Below are 19148 nucleotides of genomic sequence, written 5' to 3'. Positions count from 1 at the left end.
ATACCGCAATCGATTTTTGTATCAAATGAGCCTATTATAGCCCGGTTTGTCCAAGGTAACGGCATTAAGGAGGGCGGATTTAAGCTTGAGCGGCAAGTATGCCCGGCAATCCGCCTTCCATAAGGTTAATGTTAACAATAGAACTATTGGTGGTAAATGGGAAGGTAAAGTGCCTTTTCCCTATGTTTCCATCAACTTATCCGGTGTTATAGGTAAGGTCCGGATGCGTTTACCAGTCGCATTAAATACAGCGTTCGCAACGGCTGGAGCCACTCCAACCAGGGCAATTTCCCCCAGGCCTTTAGAACCCATTGGATTGGTAAAGGGGTCTTTTTTATTCACGAACAACACATCTATATTCGGAATATCGGCATTGACCGGCACGTGGTAATCGGCTAAGTTGTTGTTAATGGGTCGGCCAAAACGGTGGTCTACTACCAGGTCTTCCATTAAGGCCATGCCAATAACGCCTACGGCCCCACCTATCATCTGGCTGGCCGCAGTTTTGGGGCTTATGATGGTGCCAGCATCAGCGCAGGACACTACATGGTCTATTTTGACCCGGCCGGTGGCCGGATGCACCCGCAGTTTTACAAAATGCATGGAAAACGAATACATGGAATAAGGCTGCTCCTGCCCTTTAGATTCTTTGGTAATTTCCAGCCCCTGTAGATTATTTCTGCGGAACAGGTCCTGGAAGGATATTTTGGTGGATTCATTTTTCTTCAGCGCCACACTACCGTCCGAGAAAACCAAATCTTCGGCTTTTACCTCCTTTACTTTTCTGGTCCGGAAAGGCGAACCTTCCTTGCTGGCTAAGGCGGCGATTTGCATTTTCAGCTCGGCACACACGTCGTGGACGGCCGAACCTACCGTAGAGGTAACGTTGGAACCGCCTTGCATCGGACCGGGCGGCAACTTGGTACTGCCCATCTGGATGGTAATTTTATCGGGTGCTAACCCCATCGCCTCGGAGGCTACGGCGGTCATCATGGTAGCCGTGCCCGGGCCCATATCGTTTACCGAACATTGTAACAGAAGCTTACCATCTGGTTGGAGCTTTGCTTTCACGGTGGCCACCCAGCGCATTGCGCCAAAGGAGCCGGTACCCATGCCGTAACCAACGAGCCAGTCGCCGTCTTTCAAGCTTCTAGGCTCCAGTTGCCGGTCTTTCCAGCCAATTTTTTCGGCTCCCATCTCGTAACACTCTTTCAGATGTTTACTGGACCAGGGCCGGTTGTGCTCGGGGTCGATATCCGCATGGTTACGCAAGCGGAATTCAATAGGGTCTAACTTTAATGCATACGCCAGTTCGTCCATCGCGGACTCCAGGGCAAAAGCGCCCGTTGCCTCGCCCGGACCGCGCATCCAGATTGGGGTAACAAAGTTCAAGGGTACCAGCCGGTAACGGGTGGCCACATTGGGGCAGGCATACATAAACTGGGTAATATTTACTGTCGCTTCGGTAAATTCTTCATAAGCCGAGGTATTGGCGGTAGCTTCATGAAATATTCCTACTAATTTCCCATCGGCGGTGGCACCCATGCCTATTTTCTGGATGGTTTCAGGGCGATACCCAACATTGGTAAACATTTGTTCCCGGTGTAAGGCCAGTTTCAGGGGTTTACCAATTTTCTGAGCGCCCATGATAGCCGCAATTTCATAGGGCCAGGTGCGCAAGCCCATTCCAAAAGCACCACCAATATGCTCTGCATTAACCGTAATATTTTCCGGTGATAATTTAAAGGCGTCTTTAATGGAATTTCGGGTAGATTCTACGCCTTGGGTTTTGGTATAAACCGTTAATTTATCCGGACCATCCCAGCGGGCAATAATGCTTCCCAATTCCATGGGATTGTGCACTTCTACGGGGTGATAATATTCCTGCTCTATTTTAACGGCTGCATTTTTATACCCATCGGCATCTCCCCGTTTATAATCTTCCTTCCGCGGTCCGGTTGGTATTCTGGCTTTGCTCAGGTTGGTTTCCAGCTCGGTTTGGTGAACCTCTTTTTCGTACTGGGCTTTCACCAGCTTAGCGGCAAAAAGCGCCCTATCATAGGTATCGGCAATAACCAAGGCAATGGGTTGGTCATAGTAAAAGATTTGGTTGTCGTAAAATATACGTAGCGGTTGTCCGGCAGTAGGTGGTTTTGCCGGGTCTTTACCGGTTTGATAGCCGGGTATTTTAGGCGCATTTACATGCGTAATAACGCCTAATACACCGGGCGCCCGTTCGGCACTTTTGGTATCCAGACTTTTAATACGACCCTTAGCAATGGTACTGCCTACCAGAAATCCATAAGCTAGGTTGGGTACCTTATGTTCAGCCGCATAGGTAGCTTTGCCGGTTACTTTGGCTCGGCCATCCACCCGGCTAATGGGGTCGTTTTTTTTCTTGTCAAAAAAGAAATCTTTGTCCATAATCTTGCTTAATTAGGCTTTAACCGTAGCTGTTTTCAAGGCCTCCACTAAAGTGTTGGGAGCTAATTTTAATTTAAAGTTGTTGTGGCCATAGCCTTTGGCGTTTTTCATCACCAATTCAGCGGCTTGCCGGAAAGTAGCTTCGGTAGCTGTTTTCCCCTTGAGAAAGTTTTCGGCTTCGGTTAAACGCCACGGTTTATGCGCTACCCCGCCCATGCCTAACCGCACATCATTAATTTTATCACCCTGCAAATCCACGGCTGCAGCCACCGACACCAACGCAAAAGCATAAGAAGAACGGTCGCGAACTTTTAAATAATGAACGTGCTTTTGATAAGGATTATCCGGTATTTCAATAGCTGTGATTAATTCGCCTCTTTCCAGCGTGTTGTCCTTATGCGGGGCATCACCGGGTAAGCGGTGAAAATTTTGAAATGGAATGCGGCAGTCACCTTTAGGTCCGGTTACCAGTACGGTTGCATCCAGCGCTATCAGAGCAATGCACATGTCGCTGGGGTGCACGGCAATGCAATTTTCAGAAGTTCCAAAAATGGCGTGCATCCGGTTAAATCCTTTTAAAGCGCCGCATCCAGTGCCGGGTTCCCGCTTGTTGCAAGGCATATCAGTATTGTAAAAATAAGGACAACGGGTGCGCTGCATCATATTGCCACCAACCGTGGCCATGTTGCGAATTTGCTGCGAAGCCCCGGCTTGGAGGGCCTGGGAAAGCAGCGGTTGTTGGGTGCGGACCAACTCGTTCTCTGCCACCTCGCTGTTGAGAGCCAAAGCGCCAATGTACAATTTATTGCCTTCTTTCCGGATATCCTTCAGCGGCAGGTTGTTAATATCAATAAGCTTTTCGGGGGTGGTTACGCCTTTTTTCATGAGGTCTACCAGGTTGGTGCCGCCGGCAATCCATTGGGCCGCACTATCTTTCCGTACGGCATCTATTGCCGCTTTGTGAGTACTTACCCGGGTATATCCAAAATTAATCATACTTTTTGCCCTCCTTTTTTAACCTCCGCAATGGCTTTCACAATGTTGGGGTAAGCTCCGCAACGACAAATATTGCCGCTCATGTATTCGCGTATTTCTTCTTCCGAATTGGCGTGTCCTTCCCTAATACAAGCAATCCCCGACATAATTTGCCCCGGGGTACAGTAACCGCACTGAAAACCATCGTGTTTTATAAAAGCTTCCTGCATAGGGTGCAGTTTGTCACCATCTTCCAACCCTTCAATGGTGGTAACTTTTTTTCCATCCTGCATCACCGCCAACGACAAACACGAAAGAACCCGTTTCCCATTCACGTGTACCGTACAGGCTCCGCACTGCCCATGGTCGCAGCCTTTTTTGGTGCCGGTTTGCCCTAGTTGCTCCCGCAATAAATCGAGTAAGGATACTCTAGGCTCTACTGATAATTTATGGGTTTTGCCGTTTATTTCCAGGGATAGCGGCACCTGCTCAAAATAAGTAGCTGCTTTCTCATCTAATTTTAATTCAGCTGCTTTGAGTAAAGAAGCCGGCGTAACGGCCAGCGCCGTCAGGATGGAAGATTGCTTGAGAAAGTTTCTCCGTCCTTCGTGGGGCTGCTGGTCTGGTGGAGGGTGGGGTAATTTTTTGCGAGCCATAACTGCTTGGGTTTGTTATTTCTGTTTATACGCGCACTTAATCAAAATATATTTTTCAAAGCCGGGGCTTGGTCCAATCCAGAAGAGATTATTTTTTTATGGAAGCCATATTTCTTACTTCTTTAATTTTCTTCTGCTGGCAATTAATTAATAGTTAGGTCTATTTTCATGTTAACGGTAACAAGAAAATTGAAGACTTTCTTGGTAGTTGATGCAAACAGGCGCCAGTTCACTCCTTTAATTGTTTAATCTAGATGCCCTAATCGGTTATGAAGCTAAACTCATTGGCGGTACTGCTCATCACTTACTTTTTCCATCCAATCCACTACTTTGCCATTTAGATTTTCCTGAATGGCCAGATGAGTCATGCCAATGGTGGCAGTAGCACCATGCCAGTGCTTCTCATCGGGCTCAAACCAAATAACGTCGCCGGGATGTACTTCTTCCACTGGACCACTTTCCCGCTGCACCAAACCTATGCCGGCTGTAATAATTAAGGTTTGACCCAGCGGATGGGTGTGCCAGGCCGTTCTGGCTCCGGGCTCAAAGGTGACACTGGCTGCTGCCGCCCTCCGGGCATCGTTTGCGCCAAATAATGGGTCAATCCGTACTGAACCTGTAAACCAATCTTCGGGTCCTTTACCGGAAGGCTGTGAACCTATTCTTGTTATTTCCATTCTGATCGTTTTTAGTTTTTCATTAAAGAATTTCCACCCAAAGCCACTATCCTGAATTTGCCGATATCTCTTTTGTGAGTTCTTTTGCAAATAAGCTTAATAAATTAGGCTTAGTTTATGTATTCTAATATATCTTGGTTTTCTAAAATTTGCTTTCCGGCACCATTCAACCCAATGTTGAACATAGCTTTTGCTAATTCGGCAGAAGTAATACTATATTTTTTACCGAAGGCTTTCAAAAGAGGATAAAAAATTCTTAAAATTCGATATCCGACATTTGGCTCTTGTCTTGGCTCAATTGGGTAAATATAGGCCGGTCTAAAAGCGTAAAATTTCATATTCAAATTAGAAATTTGATTTTCGGCTATTCCTTTGTAACGGGCAAAAGGAGTTTTACTCTTTTCTGTACTATCTGCCCCCGCACCACTCAGTAAACATATCGTAGCTTCGGGGCTCTCTCGCTTCAAAGCATTTGCAAATTCAACCGCGTAGTTAACTGTAATTTTCTTGAATAATTCATCTGGTACCTCACCGGTATAAACTCCAATGCAAAAAAATGAAACTTTTATATCTCTGAATAAGCTGGAATGCTCAGAATAATCTTCAAAATTTTGAATAACTATTTCTGTTAGTTTAGGATGTTTTAAGCCTGTAGGTTTACGCACCAAGCTCCTTACTTCCGTTATTTTATCAGATTTTAGACAGTTATTTAAAACTAATTTGCCAACCATTCCTGTACTTCCAGCAATTATAACCTTCATTTCTTTACCGTAATGCTTTAACTTATTGTGCTTTTATTCTAATTGCTACTTCAGTTATTGGTCTTACTCCTTCCTTTTAGTAAGTTTTTATTTCTGACATAATACTAGGTCTTTAGAAAAATCTTTTCATCTTAAGTTGCGCCAATAATTGTATTATCTTTTTGTTTAGTTCTGCTAATTTTTACTTTCATTCCAATTCAAACGAGACGGTAACGTTTCCTGAACCCAAGGCAGCAGCAAGCCCCGTCGTATCATTAATGCGCCCAAGCTTTGTATAGCTATAAGAAGTAGCAAACGCTTTGTAAAAAAGTACCAGCGTTTTAGAGCCATAAAGCATCAAATCGCCGTTCTGAATATTTCCGGGATTGGCCGCATTGGTTGGCAGGTTGCGGGATAAATCAACATATTTCTCGTTTCCATTAAGCTCCACCATATTGACGGTCAAAGGTAACAAGGCTTTGAACGCTTTAGTGGTGGCGTTATCGTATAAGGTTGCGGTGAAAGTACTGTTTCCAATCTTAATTTTCATCTTACTTCCTTCGGGATTAGGGTTAATGTTACCATTATTGTTTCCTGCACTGGGATTACTCGAAACATCACGGCCATCTTTTTTACAAGAAGCAAAACTTGTAAAAAGGGTGAATACAGCCAAAGCGATTAAAAGTGAATATTTCATGGTATTTGCTATTTTGTGGTTTGTGCCTTTGGATTAGTGAAGCGTCTAAAGCATACTTGTACCTGGGTTCTTGGTTCAGCCCTTTATTCCAGGCATTACTGGTTTGTTCCGCCTGGATGCCTGGGTAAAACTCTATTGAACAGATAGTGGTGCGTTCCTTTTAATTTTAGTTCTGTGATTCGGCATTAATTTCCAATTCTGTAAAGACGCCCTTGATGCGTAATGGCATATAGTGCCTCATCCGGCCCTTGAATGATGTGCCTGAAACGTTGGCGTTCATCTGCCAGCAGTCTTTCTTCACCAATAACGCGGCTCGTCTTATGGTCAATCACCAGGCGTATAATATGAGAACCCCTGAGTGCTCCTACAAAAAGGTTGTTTTTCCATTCGGGAATCAGGTTCCCGGTATAAAAGGTCATCCCAGCAGGAGCCACCGCCGGATCCCAGTAATAAACAGGTTGCGCCATTCCTTCTTTCTGGGTACTGCCGCTCAAGGAACCTCCGCCATCTGCCTGGCCATAGGAAATGATGGGCCAGCCATAGTTTGCACCAGGCCGTATAATATTAAGTTCATCGCCGGCGATAGGTCCATGCTCGGAAGACCAGAGGTCTCCAGTCACCGGATTAAAGGCCAGACCTTGCGGATTGCGATGGCCCAAAGACCAGATTTCCTTTCGTGCCTTTGGGTCTGAGATAAATGGATTGCCTTTCGCATAGGTGCCATCCTGATTTATCCTGATTATCTTACCTAGTGAAGAGTTTAGCTCTTGCGCCTGGACCCGGACCGATTCCTGAAACCGGTCGCCGAAAGTTACATACAGTAATCCGCTCTTGTCAAAAAGCATACGGGAACCCAAATGAAAGCCATCCTGTCCTGTGGTTGAAGCCCGGTATATTACCTTCACCTCCTCCAGTGATGTTTCATCTAAAGATAATTTACCACGGGCAATACAATTGACGCTCTGGTTTTCGCCTGTCGGCTCTGGATAAGTCCAAAACACATAACGAGACGTTTCAAAATTGGGAGATACCTTGACGTCCATCATGCCGCTTACCCCAAAAACGCGAACCGGAGGCGCGCCTTTCAGGGCATTACCTACTGTTCCATCTTTAGACACGATCCGGATTTTGCCTGCTAATTCACTGACTAACATTCTACCATCGGGCAAAAAATCTAAACCCCACGGAGAAGACAAACCTTCGGTAATTACCTTAAAACTGAATTTAGTACTTGTCTTAACTGCCGAAACCCGGGTTTGTCCTGCAGAGGCAGGTTTCTGTTGCGGGGCCACCTTTGGACTGGTCTCCACCGATTGACCATAGGTTGAATTTAAATTTAATACTAGAATGAGGCATAGTATGGTTGGATTTATCCATCCGTACACCTTAATTTTCTTCATTTTACTTTTGGATTTAGTAATTAGGGTTAAAATTCAGATTCCTGTCACCCAAATAGCTTGCTGCGTTCAATTAGAATATTCCTCCTCCGATACTGGTTGCAGCCATTGCACAATGCCTTTTTCGGTATTCGGCACAATATATAATTGCTGTAAACCCTTTGTGGGGCTTGCGCCATGCCAATGCATTACATTAGGCGGGCACTTCACCACATCTCCCTTTTTAATAGTTTGCCGGGGCTGCCCCTTTATCTGGTGAAATCCTTCCCCATCGGTAATAATCAGGATTTGACCGGCCGGATGGGTATGCCAATTACTTCGGGCGCCCGGTTCAAAATAAACATTACCCACAACGGTATTGTGAATAGTATCATTTTCAACCAAACCGTAATTCCAAGCTTTTCCGGTGAAGTTTTCCGCTGGCCCCTGCTCTCCTTTTGGGAAAATGGCTTGTATTTCACCATCGGTTGCATTCGTTGAAGCCTTCTCTTGGCAGCCCAGATTAAAGAGGGCTGCCAAGGCAAAGGCTGCAAAAAGTGAATATTTCATGTTAATCCTTTTTTATTTTACCTTATTATTAATTAACAGAACCAAAGGCTGCGGCCTTTTCTTTTGGCGCAGCCTTACCTGCTTTCAGATGTTCGTTAAAGAAAGCGGTTAGTTTATCAAATGGGATAATATTTACCCTATCATACAAATCAACGTGACTGGCATGTGGTATAATCATTAATTCTTTTTGCCCGGCAGCTGCTTTGTAAGCATCTTCGCTGAAATAGCGGGAGTGGGCTTTTTCCCCAGCAATCAGTAAAACCGGACGTGGGGAGATTTCCTTAATGTAAGTCAACAGCGGCATATTCATGAACGACAGCGGACTAGTAGCTGTCCAGGCACCATTTGAATTAATCGAATTGGGATGGAAACCTCTCGGCGTTTTATAATAATTGAAATAATCAACTACAAACTGAGGTTCGTTACCTTGCAATTTTTCCGGTAAATTATTGGTGGAAGGAGCAGGGCTTCCTTTCTCGGCATCGACCCAACGTTGCTGGCTCATTTGTTCCAGCGTTTTCGTGCGTTCTTCATTGGTAAGTTTATCAAAATAGCCTTTGGCCATCACCCGTGACATATCATACATACTGGTAGTAGCAACAGCTTTAACCCGTTTGTCTGCGGCGACCGCGTTCAGCGCCATGCCAGCCCAACCACAAATACCAATAATGCCGATGCAGTTTCGGTCAACAGAAGGATGCAGACCTAAAAAGTCTACGGCGGCACTGAAATCTTCTGTATTGATGTCTGGTGATGCAACATTGCGAGGCTCCCCACCGCTTTCGCCAGTATAAGACGGGTCGAATGCCAGGGCAGCAAAACCACGTTCGGCCATATTTTGGGCATATAATCCGGAAGATTGTTCTTTTACCGCCCCGAATGGGCCGCTAATGGCTAAGGCCGCCAAAGCTTCGTTGCCCCGGTTTTTAGGCAGGTATAAATCGGCCGCAATCGTAATTCCATAACGGTTTTTAAAGGTTACTTCTTGCCGGGTTACCTTATCACTTAATGGAAAGGTATAGTGATTTGTTTTTCCTGTCTCTATCATTGTTTTTGATTTTTCTGAGTTAACTTTTGGTTTTGTTTGAGCAAAGGCCGGTCCCATCATCATGAGGGACGAAAGGGCTAAAAGGGTTATTCTTTTCATGTTTTTGAATTTAAATTTTTCAGTACGTTGTGCCTACCTATAAATAATTAGTCAATCGTTTTAATAAATTTGGCAGGAACCCCGCCTACCACGGTATTGGCCGCAACATCTTTAGATACCACGGCTCCAGCGGCTACTACGGCATTCTCGCCAATGGTTACACCTGGTAAAATGGTAACATTAGCTCCAATCCAGGCATTCTTTTTAATATGGATTTTACCTACCGTTAGCTTTTGCCTATGGTTGACAGAAATAGGATGTCCTTCGGATAACAGGCTCACTTTAGGAGCAATCATAACATTATCCTCAATGGTAATGCCACCTAAATCCAAAAAAGTACAATCAAAATTGATAAATACATTTTTACCAATTTTGGTGTTCTGGCCATAATTAATCTGAAATGGTGGAAAAACCATGGTAGTTGCATCCACTTCCGAAGCGAATATTTTGCTTAAAAGCTTTCTTATTTCGTCCGAATCTGCTTCATTATTTAACTGTATAAGCAATATTCGGGTGTCATTACAAGCCTTTACTATTTTAGAATAATCCGCATCGGTAAATGAAACCTCTTCGCCATTTAGCAGTCTCTGAAAAATATCTGTGTGCTGCGTTTTCATATACCCTTAACGTTAAAGTTTGTAAAATTATCCAATTTTATAGCGCTATTTATTACACTTTTTACGCATTTTATGTCAAATAACACTTATTATTGTATACCCAAATATTATTGGAAATGGAAAAAGTAAAAGAGGATAGCATTATTTTGCTCCAGGCAAAGGGGAATTTTGAGTTACCGGAGGATTTCCTACTGCATTTTCATACGCATATCTATTGCCACCAGGGAAGTATAAGCTTTCTTTTTAATGACAGGCCCTATACCTGTAACGCCGGTGAATTTGTTTTTTGGTTTGCAGGTAGCAAGCTGACTAATCTGACTTTCACCAAGAAAATTAAAGCAAGTGTTTTATTGGTAGAAAGAGATTTTCTGTTGGCTAATATTCCCGACCAGAGCTGGAGTATTGATGTGGTATTACATTCCAAAGAAAACCCAATATTGCATTTGAATGATAAAACCGATAGGCAAAAAGTGCTTTCAAATTTTCAACTCCTGTACGATAAATTTTCAGAGACAGAACACCGTTTTTATTCTGAAGTATTGAAGTTGCAAATGCAGTTATTTATTCTGGAAATGTGGCACACGTTCGCCAATGAATATGAACACCGGAAACGAACATTAGAAAGCGGGTCGCTTTTTGAGCGGTTTATGCAATTGATTCAAGAACATTGTTTGAAAGAGCGCGAAGTCAAGTTTTATGCCAACCGGCTCCACATTACCGCTAAATATTTAAATTTTGTATGTAAACAAAATACCGGTATTACGGCCTCGGATTGGATACAACGTTACGCCAGAGAAAGGATAATTCTTTTACTGCAAAACAAAAATCTAAACATTTCCGAGGTTGCCGATCAAATGAATTTTTCAAGTCGGTCCTTTTTCACCCGTTATGTACGGAAGGTTCTGGGTGTTTCCCCAAGAGAGTATCGCCAGCGTTTGACAGGAATATAAAGTTTATAATCCATGTAATGACTAATTTATCATAAATGAACTTATAGGAAAAGAGATACCACATGCTTTATTAGCATTTTTGTCTAGTTAAATTAACATAATTAGCACAAGTGGTTGGCCTAATAATCTTAAACCAGAATGCTTTTTAATACCTCTAGGGTTAAAGGTTTGGTCAGAAAACCTGCAATCGGATAAAGATAAGCTTGTTCTTTGTCTTTGGCAAGCCTGGAACTGCTACACATGTATATCTTGGTCTGGCTTAGATTCAGTTGCGATAATTGGGTTACTGCTTCTAAAAATTCAAAGCCATCCATCACCGGCATATTTATATCTAAAAAGATAAATTCAGGTAGCTTATCGCCGTGGGCAGCCATTGTTTGCAATTTTTGCAAGGCTTCCCAGCCATTATGAGCCGTTATAATCTGTTGGTCAAATCCGCTTCTCAATAGAAATCTTTTTACCAAAAAACGGTAGCTTTCGTCGTCATCTACGACCAAAATAGTATCTATCGGTGGTATTCCTGCTGAATTTGCTTTGGCTGCACTTTGGTCTTCCATCCTTCATTTTATTAAGGATATCGACTTTTACAAGCAGGTGTCCAGGTATATCTTTTCCTATAAACATTTTTATAGGTCTAAGTACTTATTACATACGATAGTTACTTAGTTTAAACTGATAAATACTCATTTAAAAATATAACATCTTAATAACTTGAATTTAACGCCCGACGCTCCCTTCCTTTTCCCCTACCCTTAAATATAATAAAGATCAGATTTAGCTTCTATTGAACATAAATGATTAATGAGGGTAGCAAATACTGATCTTGCTAGCATCTGAACTTATTTAACTAACTTCCTGTCAAACAAAAACATAAGAAAGCAACAGCATGACAGATAAGTTTAAGGAGGGGCTAGAGCATACCGAAATACTGTTGGAAAGAAGCCGATCGCTCCAGCAGGAAGCCGCCCAGCTAATGACTGAGTTAGATGCTAAAAGGGTCAAATTTGACGCTAAAATGATCGAACTACAAGCCACGCAGGAAATCGCACACCTGCTACTCACCAAATCCCAATCTAACAAAAGTTAGAAATAGCTTTTATTTAACAGCAGAGGATTTATAGAATCTTGATGTTTTATAGCCTAATTTCCTGCGCTATTTAACTGCAAAAATTCAGACAGCTTTTCGGACGTGAGCGGTTTTTCAATATAACCAATTAAGGGATATTGCTTGGCTTTTGCTAAATCCAGCTGGTGCGTAGAACTACTAACTAAAATAATCTTGATAGCCGCCTTACTTAAATTAGCCGATTTTTGGAGTTGTTCTAAAAATTCAAAGCCATCCATAATGGGCATATTAATATCCAGGAAAATTAACTCCGGACACTGCTCTTGCTCGCATACTGCTCTTACTATAGCTAGGGCTTCCTGTCCATGAGCCGCCGTTAAAACCTCTACTTCAATCGCGAAGCGTTTCAGTAGTCTTTGGGTTAAGAAAATGGTAGTAGCATCATCATCTATCAGTAATATTCTTTTCGGGGATTGCATCCTAATTCGATTACCTTATCCAGGGTTAGATTAGGATAACTGCGGTGGTTTACGCCAGGTAGATGTAGTAGTTGCCAGAGTTGTACAAAAGCCAGAATTACACCTTTATTTAACATAATACGAGTTATCAGCGAAAACCCCTTTCTAATGAATTGAACGGGCCTTTTTTTTCGGATTTTTCTGGTACTTTCTAGAGAAAAGTTCCTTTTCTAAAATCCTGCTGGTACCCCTTAAAACAAATTAATTTCTAATTATATAGGACTTTCGCACTTTATGTAAGAATGATTTGATAAATTTAATATTTTCTTCAAAAATCAATAATAATGAGGGCTTTTTAAGCATTATTTCTATTGAAAACAGATTTTTGCGAAAGTCCTATTATATTTATTATCGCTATAATGTTTAGCCAACCACCCTTCGACGGCTAAACAAATTAATCCTTATAGCAACTAGTTAGCGGTCAATGAAAATAGCGGAACAGGAAGGCCAGAAACAAAATTGAAAAAGGCAGCAGAACAATCTAAGCGTTACCCTTTTATTGCAGAACATCGGGGAGGACCACTTACTAAAGAAAACCAGCGCCAGTTAAGTAGGTGGGCACGAGAATGTGCTGAACATGTTCTGTCTCTTATTGACCAGGAAGTTAATAACAGGCTTTTGTATGCTTTAGAAGTAGCCAAAGAATGGGAAAAGGGTGCTTTACCAACTGGTGAAGCGATGAAGGCTTCCGTAATGGCCCATGAAGTAGCCAGACAATCAGCAGACCCCGTATCTAAAGCAGTAGCGCGTGCTGTTGGACAAGCAGTGGCAACGGCTCATATGGCAGACCATTCTCTAAGAGGGGCATTTTATGCGCTTAAAGCAGTAAAACTGGCTAAAAAGAATTTAGAAAAGGAAAGAGAATGGCAGACCAAAAGGTTAAATGAGTTGCCTTCAGATATAATCGATATAGTTCAGGCTATGTGGAAAGAGAAAGAATTAGATAAAAGGATATAATAAACAAGGAACCGCTAAGCTAGTGACTACTTAAAAATTATGATATTATGTCTAATATACTTTAGGGTTGGCTGTCAAGAAGGCGGCTTCAAAAGGTAGTAAATATGCAAGATTTAATAGACTATGCAAAAAAGAAGGGTATTACGCTCCAGCACGAAGGGCCTTGTCAGTTTTGTGGCTCCCATGTATCCCAGGGAATATGGGAATGTCTGGACAATGTACATCATATAGCTGAAATACTTGACTTTACTAATCCGAAGTATTATGTAACCCGCTTTTTAAGCGTTGATGCCATGGCTTTACAGCATTGTGAAATTCACGGACCATGGAACAACCATATTCACTTGACAAGACTTTATCTGATTTTTGAAAAGAATGTTGCCTGGAACTATTCTAAAACGCCATTATTAAGCAACATCATCAATCATTACAAAAAGAATAAAAAAGAGTTTTTAACCCCACCCCCTTTAACCAAAAGAGGTAGCCTAACTACCTCTGATTTGCTGATTGCTTCTACCCCGGATGAGTGTATGAAAATTGTAAGAGAATGGGCAAAGGAGGTATATTTATCATTTAAACCTCACCACACCTTAGCTGCCTCAATTGCTAATAATTATATTAAAAAGTATCATTCCTGATGTTAACTATAAAATCAGAGAATAGAAATAAAGTTTTTTGCTTAAAATCTTTTATATGTTAAATAGCGGCCTAGTGGATCTGCTAACTAAGTTTTATTTGGTAGTAGGTGCTTGTCGCCACCCTGCTACCTGAGCGCCGGCATATTTTAAATACTTATATAGAGTAGCCGAGCTCTTGATGTTTAAGCTATTCATAATCTCACTAGCAGATAAACCTGCCCCGTGTAGCCGGGCCGCCTTCTTGGCTTTTTCAATGGCGGCCGGCGATAACCCCGCTGGTCGTCCTCCTTTCTTACCTCTGGCCCGGGCCGCGGTGATACCCGCCATGGTGTTTTCCACTATCAGCTCCCGGATGAACTCCGATAGGGAGGCAAATATGTTGAAGGTAAAGCGCCCGGTAATGGTTGTGGTATTGATGCCGTCCTTCAAGCTTATAAACTCTACCCCTTTGCTTCTAAACTCATCCATTAAACTTACCAGGTCTTTGAGAGAGCGGCCTAACCTATCCAATTTCCAGACAACAACTATATCTCCCGGCCGCAATTGCGCTAACATTTGCTCTAGCTCGGGGCGCTCCTTGTTTTTCCCGGATTTCTTCTCCTGGTAGATTCGCTCACACCCATCTTGCTCCAAGGCATCAATTTGGAGTTCCAGTTTTTGGTCCTGGGTGCTGACCCGGGCATAGCCTATCTTCATTTTTCATTTTAAGGTTAAAAAGTAAATATAATGAAATTAGATTAAGCAAAACAGTTTAATGAAGGAGAAACTGACGGTTTTTAGCAGGATTTGGTTTAGGAGGTAAACTGAAAAATAAACGGTCGTTTAAACGAAATTTACTAATGATCTTTTAAGTTAAAAAATGCTATTAAATAATTAACCTGCCAGAACTTTATGATCTTTGTGAATAAAAATACGAGCTAGTGAAATATTTTCTATTTATTGATGAAAGTGGAGACCATGGTTTGTCAAAAGTTGATCCCGCATTTCCCATTTTTACCCTATGCGGCATTATTTTTACTCAGGAGAGCTATGAAGCTTTTCGTCTAGCACTAAATGAACTGAAACTAAAATATTGGGAGGATACCAATACTATCCTTCATTCCCGGGATATCCGTAAGTGTGAAGGTCCTTTTAAGATTCTTTTTAATCAGCAGGTTAAAGAAAGCTTCTACCTTGACTTTAATGAAATAGTAGAAAAGCACGCTTTTATCATTTTGACTTCTTCTATTGATAAAATTGCTTATACTAAAAAGTACGGCTACTTATCTGATGATGTATATGAGATATCACTTTCTTTTTTGATGGAACGAGCCATTTATGTTATTGAAAAGAACCAGGAGCGAGCTAGTGAACTACAGATTATTTTAGAAAGAAGGGGCAATAAGGAAGATAAAAAACTAGAGGAACATTTTCAGAAATTAATGAGTAGAGGCACCTTCTATGTGAGCAAGAATCGTTTTGCCAAGTACAACACACATATTTCCTTTAACTATAAGAAAGATAATATTAATGGTTTACAACTAGCTGATTTAGTAGCCTATCCTATAGCTAGGTTTATACTAGATCCAGTCAAGCATAACCCAGCTTTCGAAATTTTAAAATCTAAAATATACAGTAAGGGGAATAAGATGTATGGATTAAAGAAACACCCATAAAAACAAAGAGCCAAGTGTTACCTTAGCTCCTTGCCGACCGGGGACACCCCAATCCAAATACGATTAAAGAATATTGTTCTTTATATTTACAACGCAAATCTGGCATAAAAAGTTTGTATATGCAAGCTATAGTTTCAATCCTTGTTACTCTGGAATTACAATAAGAGGTGATTCGGGCACCATGCTCGAAAAAGCCCATTTCAAATTTCAATCCTTATTATGCTGGAATTACCATCTGAGGTAATATGGGGCTGTTTCCAAAACATACCATTTTAGGGTTTCAATCCTTATTGTGCTGGAATTGCCATTAGAGGTAATACGGGTATACAGCGATTATCATTAGTTGCTGAAGTTTCAATCCTTATTGTGCTGGAATTGCCATTAGAGGTAATACGGGTATACAGCGATTATCATTAGTTGCTGAAGTTTCAATCCTTATTGTGCTGGAATTGCCATTAGAGGAAGGTAATAAGATATTCGAAGGTGATATTTTGTGCTTGTTTCAATCCTTATTGTGCTGGAATTGCCATTAGAGGTAATTCGTACCGAACCATTGCGCCCGTATTCGTCTTGTTTCAATCCTTATTGTGCTGGAATTGCCATTAGAGGTCCGAATCTAAATTCAGATAATGCTGCCTATGAATATTGTTTCAATCCTTATTGTGCTGGAATTGCCATTAGAGGTTGAATTTTTTTCATTAGACCAGTAATGATAACTAAGTTTCAATCCTTATTGTGCTGGAATTGCCATTAGAGGATAACGGTGGAACAGCAAAACGTTGGTAGTTTAAATGTTTCAATCCTTATTGTGCTGGAATTGCCATTAGAGGATAACCGCCGCAACGTGGGCAATTATTTTGATTCCCGTTTCAATCCTTATTGTGCTGGAATTGCCATTAGAGGACCAACCCGTATTTTAGCCCAAATAACGGAAATTATAAGTTTCAATCCTTATTGTGCTGGAATTGCCATTAGAGGCTGCCATCTTCGCTAGGTTCTGCTAAGTACAACTCATGTTTCAATCCTTATTGTGCTGGAATTGCCATTAGAGGAACTAACCCCTCTACAGAACCGCAAAAGGAACTAATGTTTCAATCCTTATTGTGCTGGAATTGCCATTAGAGGTAAAGGTACAGGTTGAGCAATCTACTGCTGAACTAAGTTTCAATCCTTATTGTGCTGGAATTGCCATTAGAGGAAATATTTTTCTGCTTACCGGTAAGTACCCATCCAGTTTCAATCCTTATTGTGCTGGAATTGCCATTAGAGGGATACTGGCTAACGGCGGCGGTAACAGGTTAATTAAGTTTCAATCCTTATTGTGCTGGAATTGCCATTAGAGGCTAAGTCTGGCCCTTCTATTTCAACCTCACTTTGCATGTTTCAATCCTTATTGTGCTGGAATTGCCATTAGAGGTTTTCTATTGGAATGCTGTAATATATTCCGTGGTTTTTAGTTTCAATCCTTATTGTGCTGGAATTGCCATTAGAGGCTTACCCGTTCCAGGTAAAAATACTCGTTGTACTGCTTGTTTCAATCCTTATTGTGCTGGAATTGCCATTAGAGGGGAAAAACCGGCCAGCGATGCAAGCGAGAAAATTATGTTTCAATCCTTATTGTGCTGGAATTGCCATTAGAGGGTTGGAGGTAGTTGTTATTGCCTCACATCCCAGATAGTTTCAATCCTTATTGTGCTGGAATTGCCATTAGAGGCCGTATATACATACAAGTATTTGACTGTCAATAACTAACCTGCTATACAGTAAGTCACAATTTACATTTATACAACATGTCAAAGAGCTGTTTTTCATATTAAAATTTGCATTTTCCGTAAGCATAAGTAATTAGCATACAAAAACTTATACTATAATTCTGGTACAAGAAAAATAAATTACTAGCCGGAAAGCTGTTATTGTACACAAATATTCCGGTAAGTACAATCTAAACATCTTTTACGGTATTTGGTAGCCTTCGGAAAATAATTTTTATCTATGATTTCGTAAATCTGTTTGGCACAGGTTTCTACTTCGCGTTTATCGCTTTCCAATATTGGAACCTCTACTAGCTTATTTTGGCTGCGTGTATAAACCAGGAAACCTTTGTTAACTGGTTTTCCAAAGTTCTGCTCAATTAGCCAGGCATAACAATACAGTTGGGTCCGGTAAGTCTCGTAAATCTTCTCGTTATATTGGGCAAACTTATAATCGAGCGGTGCCATAGACCCATCCTGAAGCAGCAGCACTTCATCAATCTTACCCCGAATCAGGTCATTGGTGAGGTATTGGTCAAGGTATTTTTGCTGAACGCCAATTTTCCGGCGCAGGTAATCTTTGTTGCGCTCCAGCTTCTCGTCATGTACTTCCCGGCCACGTACTACTTTGTAGTTCTTGGCTTCGAGCACCTGGCTTCTAAACAGAAAGAAGCCGTGCCGCTGGCAGAAAGCTTTACCCGGCAAGAAGTCGCTTGTCTGCAGGCTTTACAAAAACGTTATGAAGGAAAAACAGCCAAGCAGCGGAATCCTTACCCCCAAGACTCTTTACAATGGTGCTACTGGATAATAGCCAGATTAGGCGGGTGGAAACCCCACGAAAAGCAGGCGGGGGTGATTACCCTTTTGCGCGGTTGGAATTACTTCCAGCATATCTTGCACGGATGGACCCTGGCCCAAAAATTTGTGTCCTAATCGTAGCTCGTTCACATACCGGGTGAAAGATAAAATGCCCTTACAAGCGGCAAAACCTTTCCGCTGCATATCCTGGCGAATGTTTTCAGGTAATCCTCCCAGCCATTCTTCATAATCCTTTTCCGTTGGTTCAAAGTTTCTAGCTTCCTGATGGTAGCGATAAGAAATATTGCCATGAGTAAATAATAACTCGTGGAAACGGCGTTCATCTATCGGGCACTTGGCCAAAAACGCTTCCTGCATCTGATTGCAGCTTTCGTCCGGATGTTTTACTTTAATCATCTATTTTGGAGCTGGCATTGTTTTTAATACTGGCGTAGAAGAATATGTTATCACCCCAATGGAAAGAAACATAACCTAGCGGCATCACCATTTCTAAGCAGCCATTCATGGAGAAAACATCCCCAATGCTGGTGGAGCGGCAATCTGTGGCTTTGCCAAAGTATTTTACATGCCGGTTATTTATCCAGTCCCGGTCATTGTTCTGGGTTAAGGCCCAGGCATCCGCCAGGGCATCAGAATCAATTTCGGCTACTTTTTCATAGTCAGAATGTTTAACTTCAAGCCCGTTCTCAAAAACAATATTGGGGTCATAGTTTATCCGGTGCAATACCTCTATCATAATTTTAGCCGGCCTGGTAAGCACGCCACTTTAACTTTATTACTTTTGGTTACTTTATTCAGTTCGCCGCTGGAATTTGGAATCCGCAAAACGAATATACAATTTATTCTCAGCAATCTAAATTGGTAAACCGAAGAAGCAATATTTATATAAGCTGGCGTTGATTCTAAAATGTAGTT

General features: G+C 41.8%; 21 protein-coding genes and 1 CRISPR repeat array. Of the genes, 5 read left to right on the top strand and 16 right to left on the bottom strand.

Translation table 11 applies throughout. From position 1 onward, the window contains the following. Positions 1–180: 180 nt before the first annotated feature. The 10 genes from F0145_RS24135 to F0145_RS24090 all read right to left on the bottom strand — a co-directional run bounded on the left by F0145_RS24135 (position 181) and on the right by F0145_RS24090 (position 9879). Positions 181–2424 (bottom strand): xanthine dehydrogenase family protein molybdopterin-binding subunit, encoded by a 2244-nt coding sequence (locus F0145_RS24135; protein WP_150092885.1) that lies wholly within the window; start codon positions 2422–2424, stop codon positions 181–183. 12 nt (positions 2425–2436) lie between these two features. After that, the gene (locus F0145_RS24130) at positions 2437–3420 is read right to left on the bottom strand and encodes an FAD binding domain-containing protein (protein WP_150092883.1); all 984 of its coding nucleotides are present in this window, start codon (positions 3418–3420) and stop codon (positions 2437–2439) included. After that, positions 3417–4055, bottom strand: coding sequence for a (2Fe-2S)-binding protein (locus F0145_RS24125; protein ID WP_150092881.1), 639 nt, complete (start codon positions 4053–4055; stop codon positions 3417–3419). The genes F0145_RS24130 and F0145_RS24125 overlap by 4 nt, the downstream gene beginning before the upstream one ends. Positions 4056–4336: 281 nt before the next feature. Beyond that, on the bottom strand, positions 4337–4732 hold the full coding sequence (locus F0145_RS24120) for a (R)-mandelonitrile lyase (protein WP_150092879.1): 396 nt from the start codon (positions 4730–4732) through the stop codon (positions 4337–4339). Between the two features lie 110 nt (positions 4733–4842). Continuing rightward, on the bottom strand, positions 4843–5493 hold the full coding sequence (locus F0145_RS24115; RefSeq protein ID WP_150092877.1) for a Rossmann-fold NAD(P)-binding domain-containing protein: 651 nt from the start codon (positions 5491–5493) through the stop codon (positions 4843–4845). Positions 5494–5680: 187 nt separating this feature from the next. Next, positions 5681–6169, bottom strand: coding sequence for a cyclophilin-like fold protein (locus F0145_RS24110; protein ID WP_150092875.1), 489 nt, complete (start codon positions 6167–6169; stop codon positions 5681–5683). A gap of 185 nt (positions 6170–6354) precedes the next feature. Continuing rightward, positions 6355–7569, bottom strand: coding sequence for a PQQ-dependent sugar dehydrogenase (locus F0145_RS24105; RefSeq protein WP_150092873.1), 1215 nt, complete (start codon positions 7567–7569; stop codon positions 6355–6357). A gap of 66 nt (positions 7570–7635) precedes the next feature. Continuing rightward, positions 7636–8115: a cupin domain-containing protein gene (locus tag F0145_RS24100; RefSeq protein ID WP_150092871.1), complete on the bottom strand. Its 480-nt coding sequence runs from the start codon at positions 8113–8115 to the stop codon at positions 7636–7638. A 28-nt stretch (positions 8116–8143) separates the two neighbouring features. Continuing rightward, positions 8144–9262: an alpha/beta hydrolase gene (locus tag F0145_RS24095; RefSeq protein ID WP_150092869.1), complete on the bottom strand. Its 1119-nt coding sequence runs from the start codon at positions 9260–9262 to the stop codon at positions 8144–8146. Positions 9263–9309: 47 nt separating this feature from the next. Then, on the bottom strand, positions 9310–9879 hold the full coding sequence (locus F0145_RS24090) for a DapH/DapD/GlmU-related protein (RefSeq protein WP_150092867.1): 570 nt from the start codon (positions 9877–9879) through the stop codon (positions 9310–9312). A gap of 116 nt (positions 9880–9995) precedes the next feature. Between F0145_RS24090 and F0145_RS24085 the strand changes: the two genes are divergently transcribed. Further along, on the top strand, positions 9996–10829 hold the full coding sequence (locus tag F0145_RS24085; RefSeq protein WP_150092865.1) for an AraC family transcriptional regulator: 834 nt from the start codon (positions 9996–9998) through the stop codon (positions 10827–10829). Positions 10830–10957: 128 nt separating this feature from the next. Here the strand turns inward: F0145_RS24085 and F0145_RS24080 are convergent, their stop codons facing one another. Next, a complete protein-coding gene (locus F0145_RS24080; RefSeq protein WP_150092863.1) occupies positions 10958–11386 on the bottom strand; it encodes a response regulator in 429 nt (142 codons plus the stop codon). A 374-nt stretch (positions 11387–11760) separates the two neighbouring features. On the opposite strand from F0145_RS24080, the gene F0145_RS26365 reads away from it, so the two are divergent. Beyond that, complete coding sequence (locus tag F0145_RS26365) at positions 11761–11916, top strand: hypothetical protein (protein ID WP_190277629.1); 156 nt, start codon at positions 11761–11763, stop codon at positions 11914–11916. Positions 11917–11969: 53 nt separating this feature from the next. Here F0145_RS26365 and F0145_RS24075 read toward each other — a convergent pair whose 3' ends face one another. Then, complete coding sequence (locus F0145_RS24075; protein WP_150092861.1) at positions 11970–12374, bottom strand: response regulator; 405 nt, start codon at positions 12372–12374, stop codon at positions 11970–11972. 498 nt (positions 12375–12872) lie between these two features. On the opposite strand from F0145_RS24075, the gene F0145_RS24070 reads away from it, so the two are divergent. Both F0145_RS24070 and F0145_RS24065 read left to right on the top strand, forming a co-directional pair. Continuing rightward, positions 12873–13370 carry a putative immunity protein gene (locus F0145_RS24070; protein WP_150092859.1) on the top strand — a complete coding sequence of 166 codons (498 nt, stop codon included), beginning with the start codon at positions 12873–12875 and terminating at the stop codon, positions 13368–13370. A 104-nt stretch (positions 13371–13474) separates the two neighbouring features. Further along, complete coding sequence (locus F0145_RS24065) at positions 13475–14008, top strand: DUF5946 family protein (RefSeq protein WP_150092857.1); 534 nt, start codon at positions 13475–13477, stop codon at positions 14006–14008. Positions 14009–14101: 93 nt separating this feature from the next. On the opposite strand, the gene F0145_RS24060 is transcribed toward F0145_RS24065, so the two are convergent. Further along, the gene (locus tag F0145_RS24060) at positions 14102–14704 is read right to left on the bottom strand and encodes a recombinase family protein (RefSeq protein ID WP_150092855.1); all 603 of its coding nucleotides are present in this window, start codon (positions 14702–14704) and stop codon (positions 14102–14104) included. Positions 14705–14928: 224 nt separating this feature from the next. Here F0145_RS24060 and F0145_RS24055 point away from each other — a divergent pair, with 224 nt between their 5' ends. Further along, a complete protein-coding gene (locus tag F0145_RS24055) occupies positions 14929–15663 on the top strand; it encodes a DUF3800 domain-containing protein (protein ID WP_150092853.1) in 735 nt (244 codons plus the stop codon). A 131-nt stretch (positions 15664–15794) separates the two neighbouring features. Then, positions 15795–17377: direct repeats of the CRISPR family, unit length 37 nt; unit sequence GTTTCAATCCTTATTGTGCTGGAATTGCCATTAGAGG. Positions 17378–17573: 196 nt separating this feature from the next. On the opposite strand, the gene cas4 is transcribed toward F0145_RS24055, so the two are convergent. From cas4 to F0145_RS24040, 3 genes are all read right to left on the bottom strand, one after another. Then, positions 17574–18119, bottom strand: coding sequence for a CRISPR-associated protein Cas4 (gene cas4 / locus F0145_RS24050; RefSeq protein WP_223816224.1), 546 nt, complete (start codon positions 18117–18119; stop codon positions 17574–17576). Between the two features lie 111 nt (positions 18120–18230). Then, a complete protein-coding gene (locus F0145_RS24045) occupies positions 18231–18629 on the bottom strand; it encodes a hypothetical protein (RefSeq protein ID WP_150092849.1) in 399 nt (132 codons plus the stop codon). Beyond that, positions 18622–18969 (bottom strand): hypothetical protein, encoded by a 348-nt coding sequence (locus F0145_RS24040; protein ID WP_150092847.1) that lies wholly within the window; start codon positions 18967–18969, stop codon positions 18622–18624. The genes F0145_RS24045 and F0145_RS24040 overlap by 8 nt, the downstream gene beginning before the upstream one ends. Positions 18970–19148: the final 179 nt, after the last annotated feature.

It is taken from the genome of Adhaeribacter rhizoryzae, assembly GCF_008629685.1.
Taxonomy (GTDB): domain Bacteria; phylum Bacteroidota; class Bacteroidia; order Cytophagales; family Hymenobacteraceae; genus Adhaeribacter; species Adhaeribacter rhizoryzae.
This window is presented reverse-complemented; position numbering and strand designations above follow the sequence as displayed.

Bases quoted from the DNA above. Each gene is read 5' to 3' on its own strand.
- F0145_RS24135 (WP_150092885.1), bottom strand. From the start codon at position 2,424: ATGGACAAAGATTTCTTTTTTGACAAGAAAAAAAACGACCCCATTAGC.
- F0145_RS24130 (WP_150092883.1), bottom strand. From the start codon at position 3,420: ATGATTAATTTTGGATATACCCGGGTAAGTACTCACAAAGCGGCAATA.
- F0145_RS24125 (WP_150092881.1), bottom strand. From the start codon at position 4,055: ATGGCTCGCAAAAAATTACCCCACCCTCCACCAGACCAGCAGCCCCAC.
- F0145_RS24120 (WP_150092879.1), bottom strand. From the start codon at position 4,732: ATGGAAATAACAAGAATAGGTTCACAGCCTTCCGGTAAAGGACCCGAA.
- F0145_RS24115 (WP_150092877.1), bottom strand. From the start codon at position 5,493: ATGAAGGTTATAATTGCTGGAAGTACAGGAATGGTTGGCAAATTAGTT.
- F0145_RS24110 (WP_150092875.1), bottom strand. From the start codon at position 6,169: ATGAAATATTCACTTTTAATCGCTTTGGCTGTATTCACCCTTTTTACA.
- F0145_RS24105 (WP_150092873.1), bottom strand. From the start codon at position 7,569: ATGAAGAAAATTAAGGTGTACGGATGGATAAATCCAACCATACTATGC.
- F0145_RS24100 (WP_150092871.1), bottom strand. From the start codon at position 8,115: ATGAAATATTCACTTTTTGCAGCCTTTGCCTTGGCAGCCCTCTTTAAT.
- F0145_RS24095 (WP_150092869.1), bottom strand. From the start codon at position 9,262: ATGAAAAGAATAACCCTTTTAGCCCTTTCGTCCCTCATGATGATGGGA.
- F0145_RS24090 (WP_150092867.1), bottom strand. From the start codon at position 9,879: ATGAAAACGCAGCACACAGATATTTTTCAGAGACTGCTAAATGGCGAA.
- F0145_RS24085 (WP_150092865.1), top strand. From the start codon at position 9,996: ATGGAAAAAGTAAAAGAGGATAGCATTATTTTGCTCCAGGCAAAGGGG.
- F0145_RS24080 (WP_150092863.1), bottom strand. From the start codon at position 11,386: ATGGAAGACCAAAGTGCAGCCAAAGCAAATTCAGCAGGAATACCACCG.
- F0145_RS24075 (WP_150092861.1), bottom strand. From the start codon at position 12,374: ATGCAATCCCCGAAAAGAATATTACTGATAGATGATGATGCTACTACC.
- F0145_RS24065 (WP_150092857.1), top strand. From the start codon at position 13,475: ATGCAAGATTTAATAGACTATGCAAAAAAGAAGGGTATTACGCTCCAG.
- F0145_RS24060 (WP_150092855.1), bottom strand. From the start codon at position 14,704: ATGAAGATAGGCTATGCCCGGGTCAGCACCCAGGACCAAAAACTGGAA.
- F0145_RS24045 (WP_150092849.1), bottom strand. From the start codon at position 18,629: ATGATTAAAGTAAAACATCCGGACGAAAGCTGCAATCAGATGCAGGAA.
- F0145_RS24040 (WP_150092847.1), bottom strand. From the start codon at position 18,969: ATGATAGAGGTATTGCACCGGATAAACTATGACCCCAATATTGTTTTT.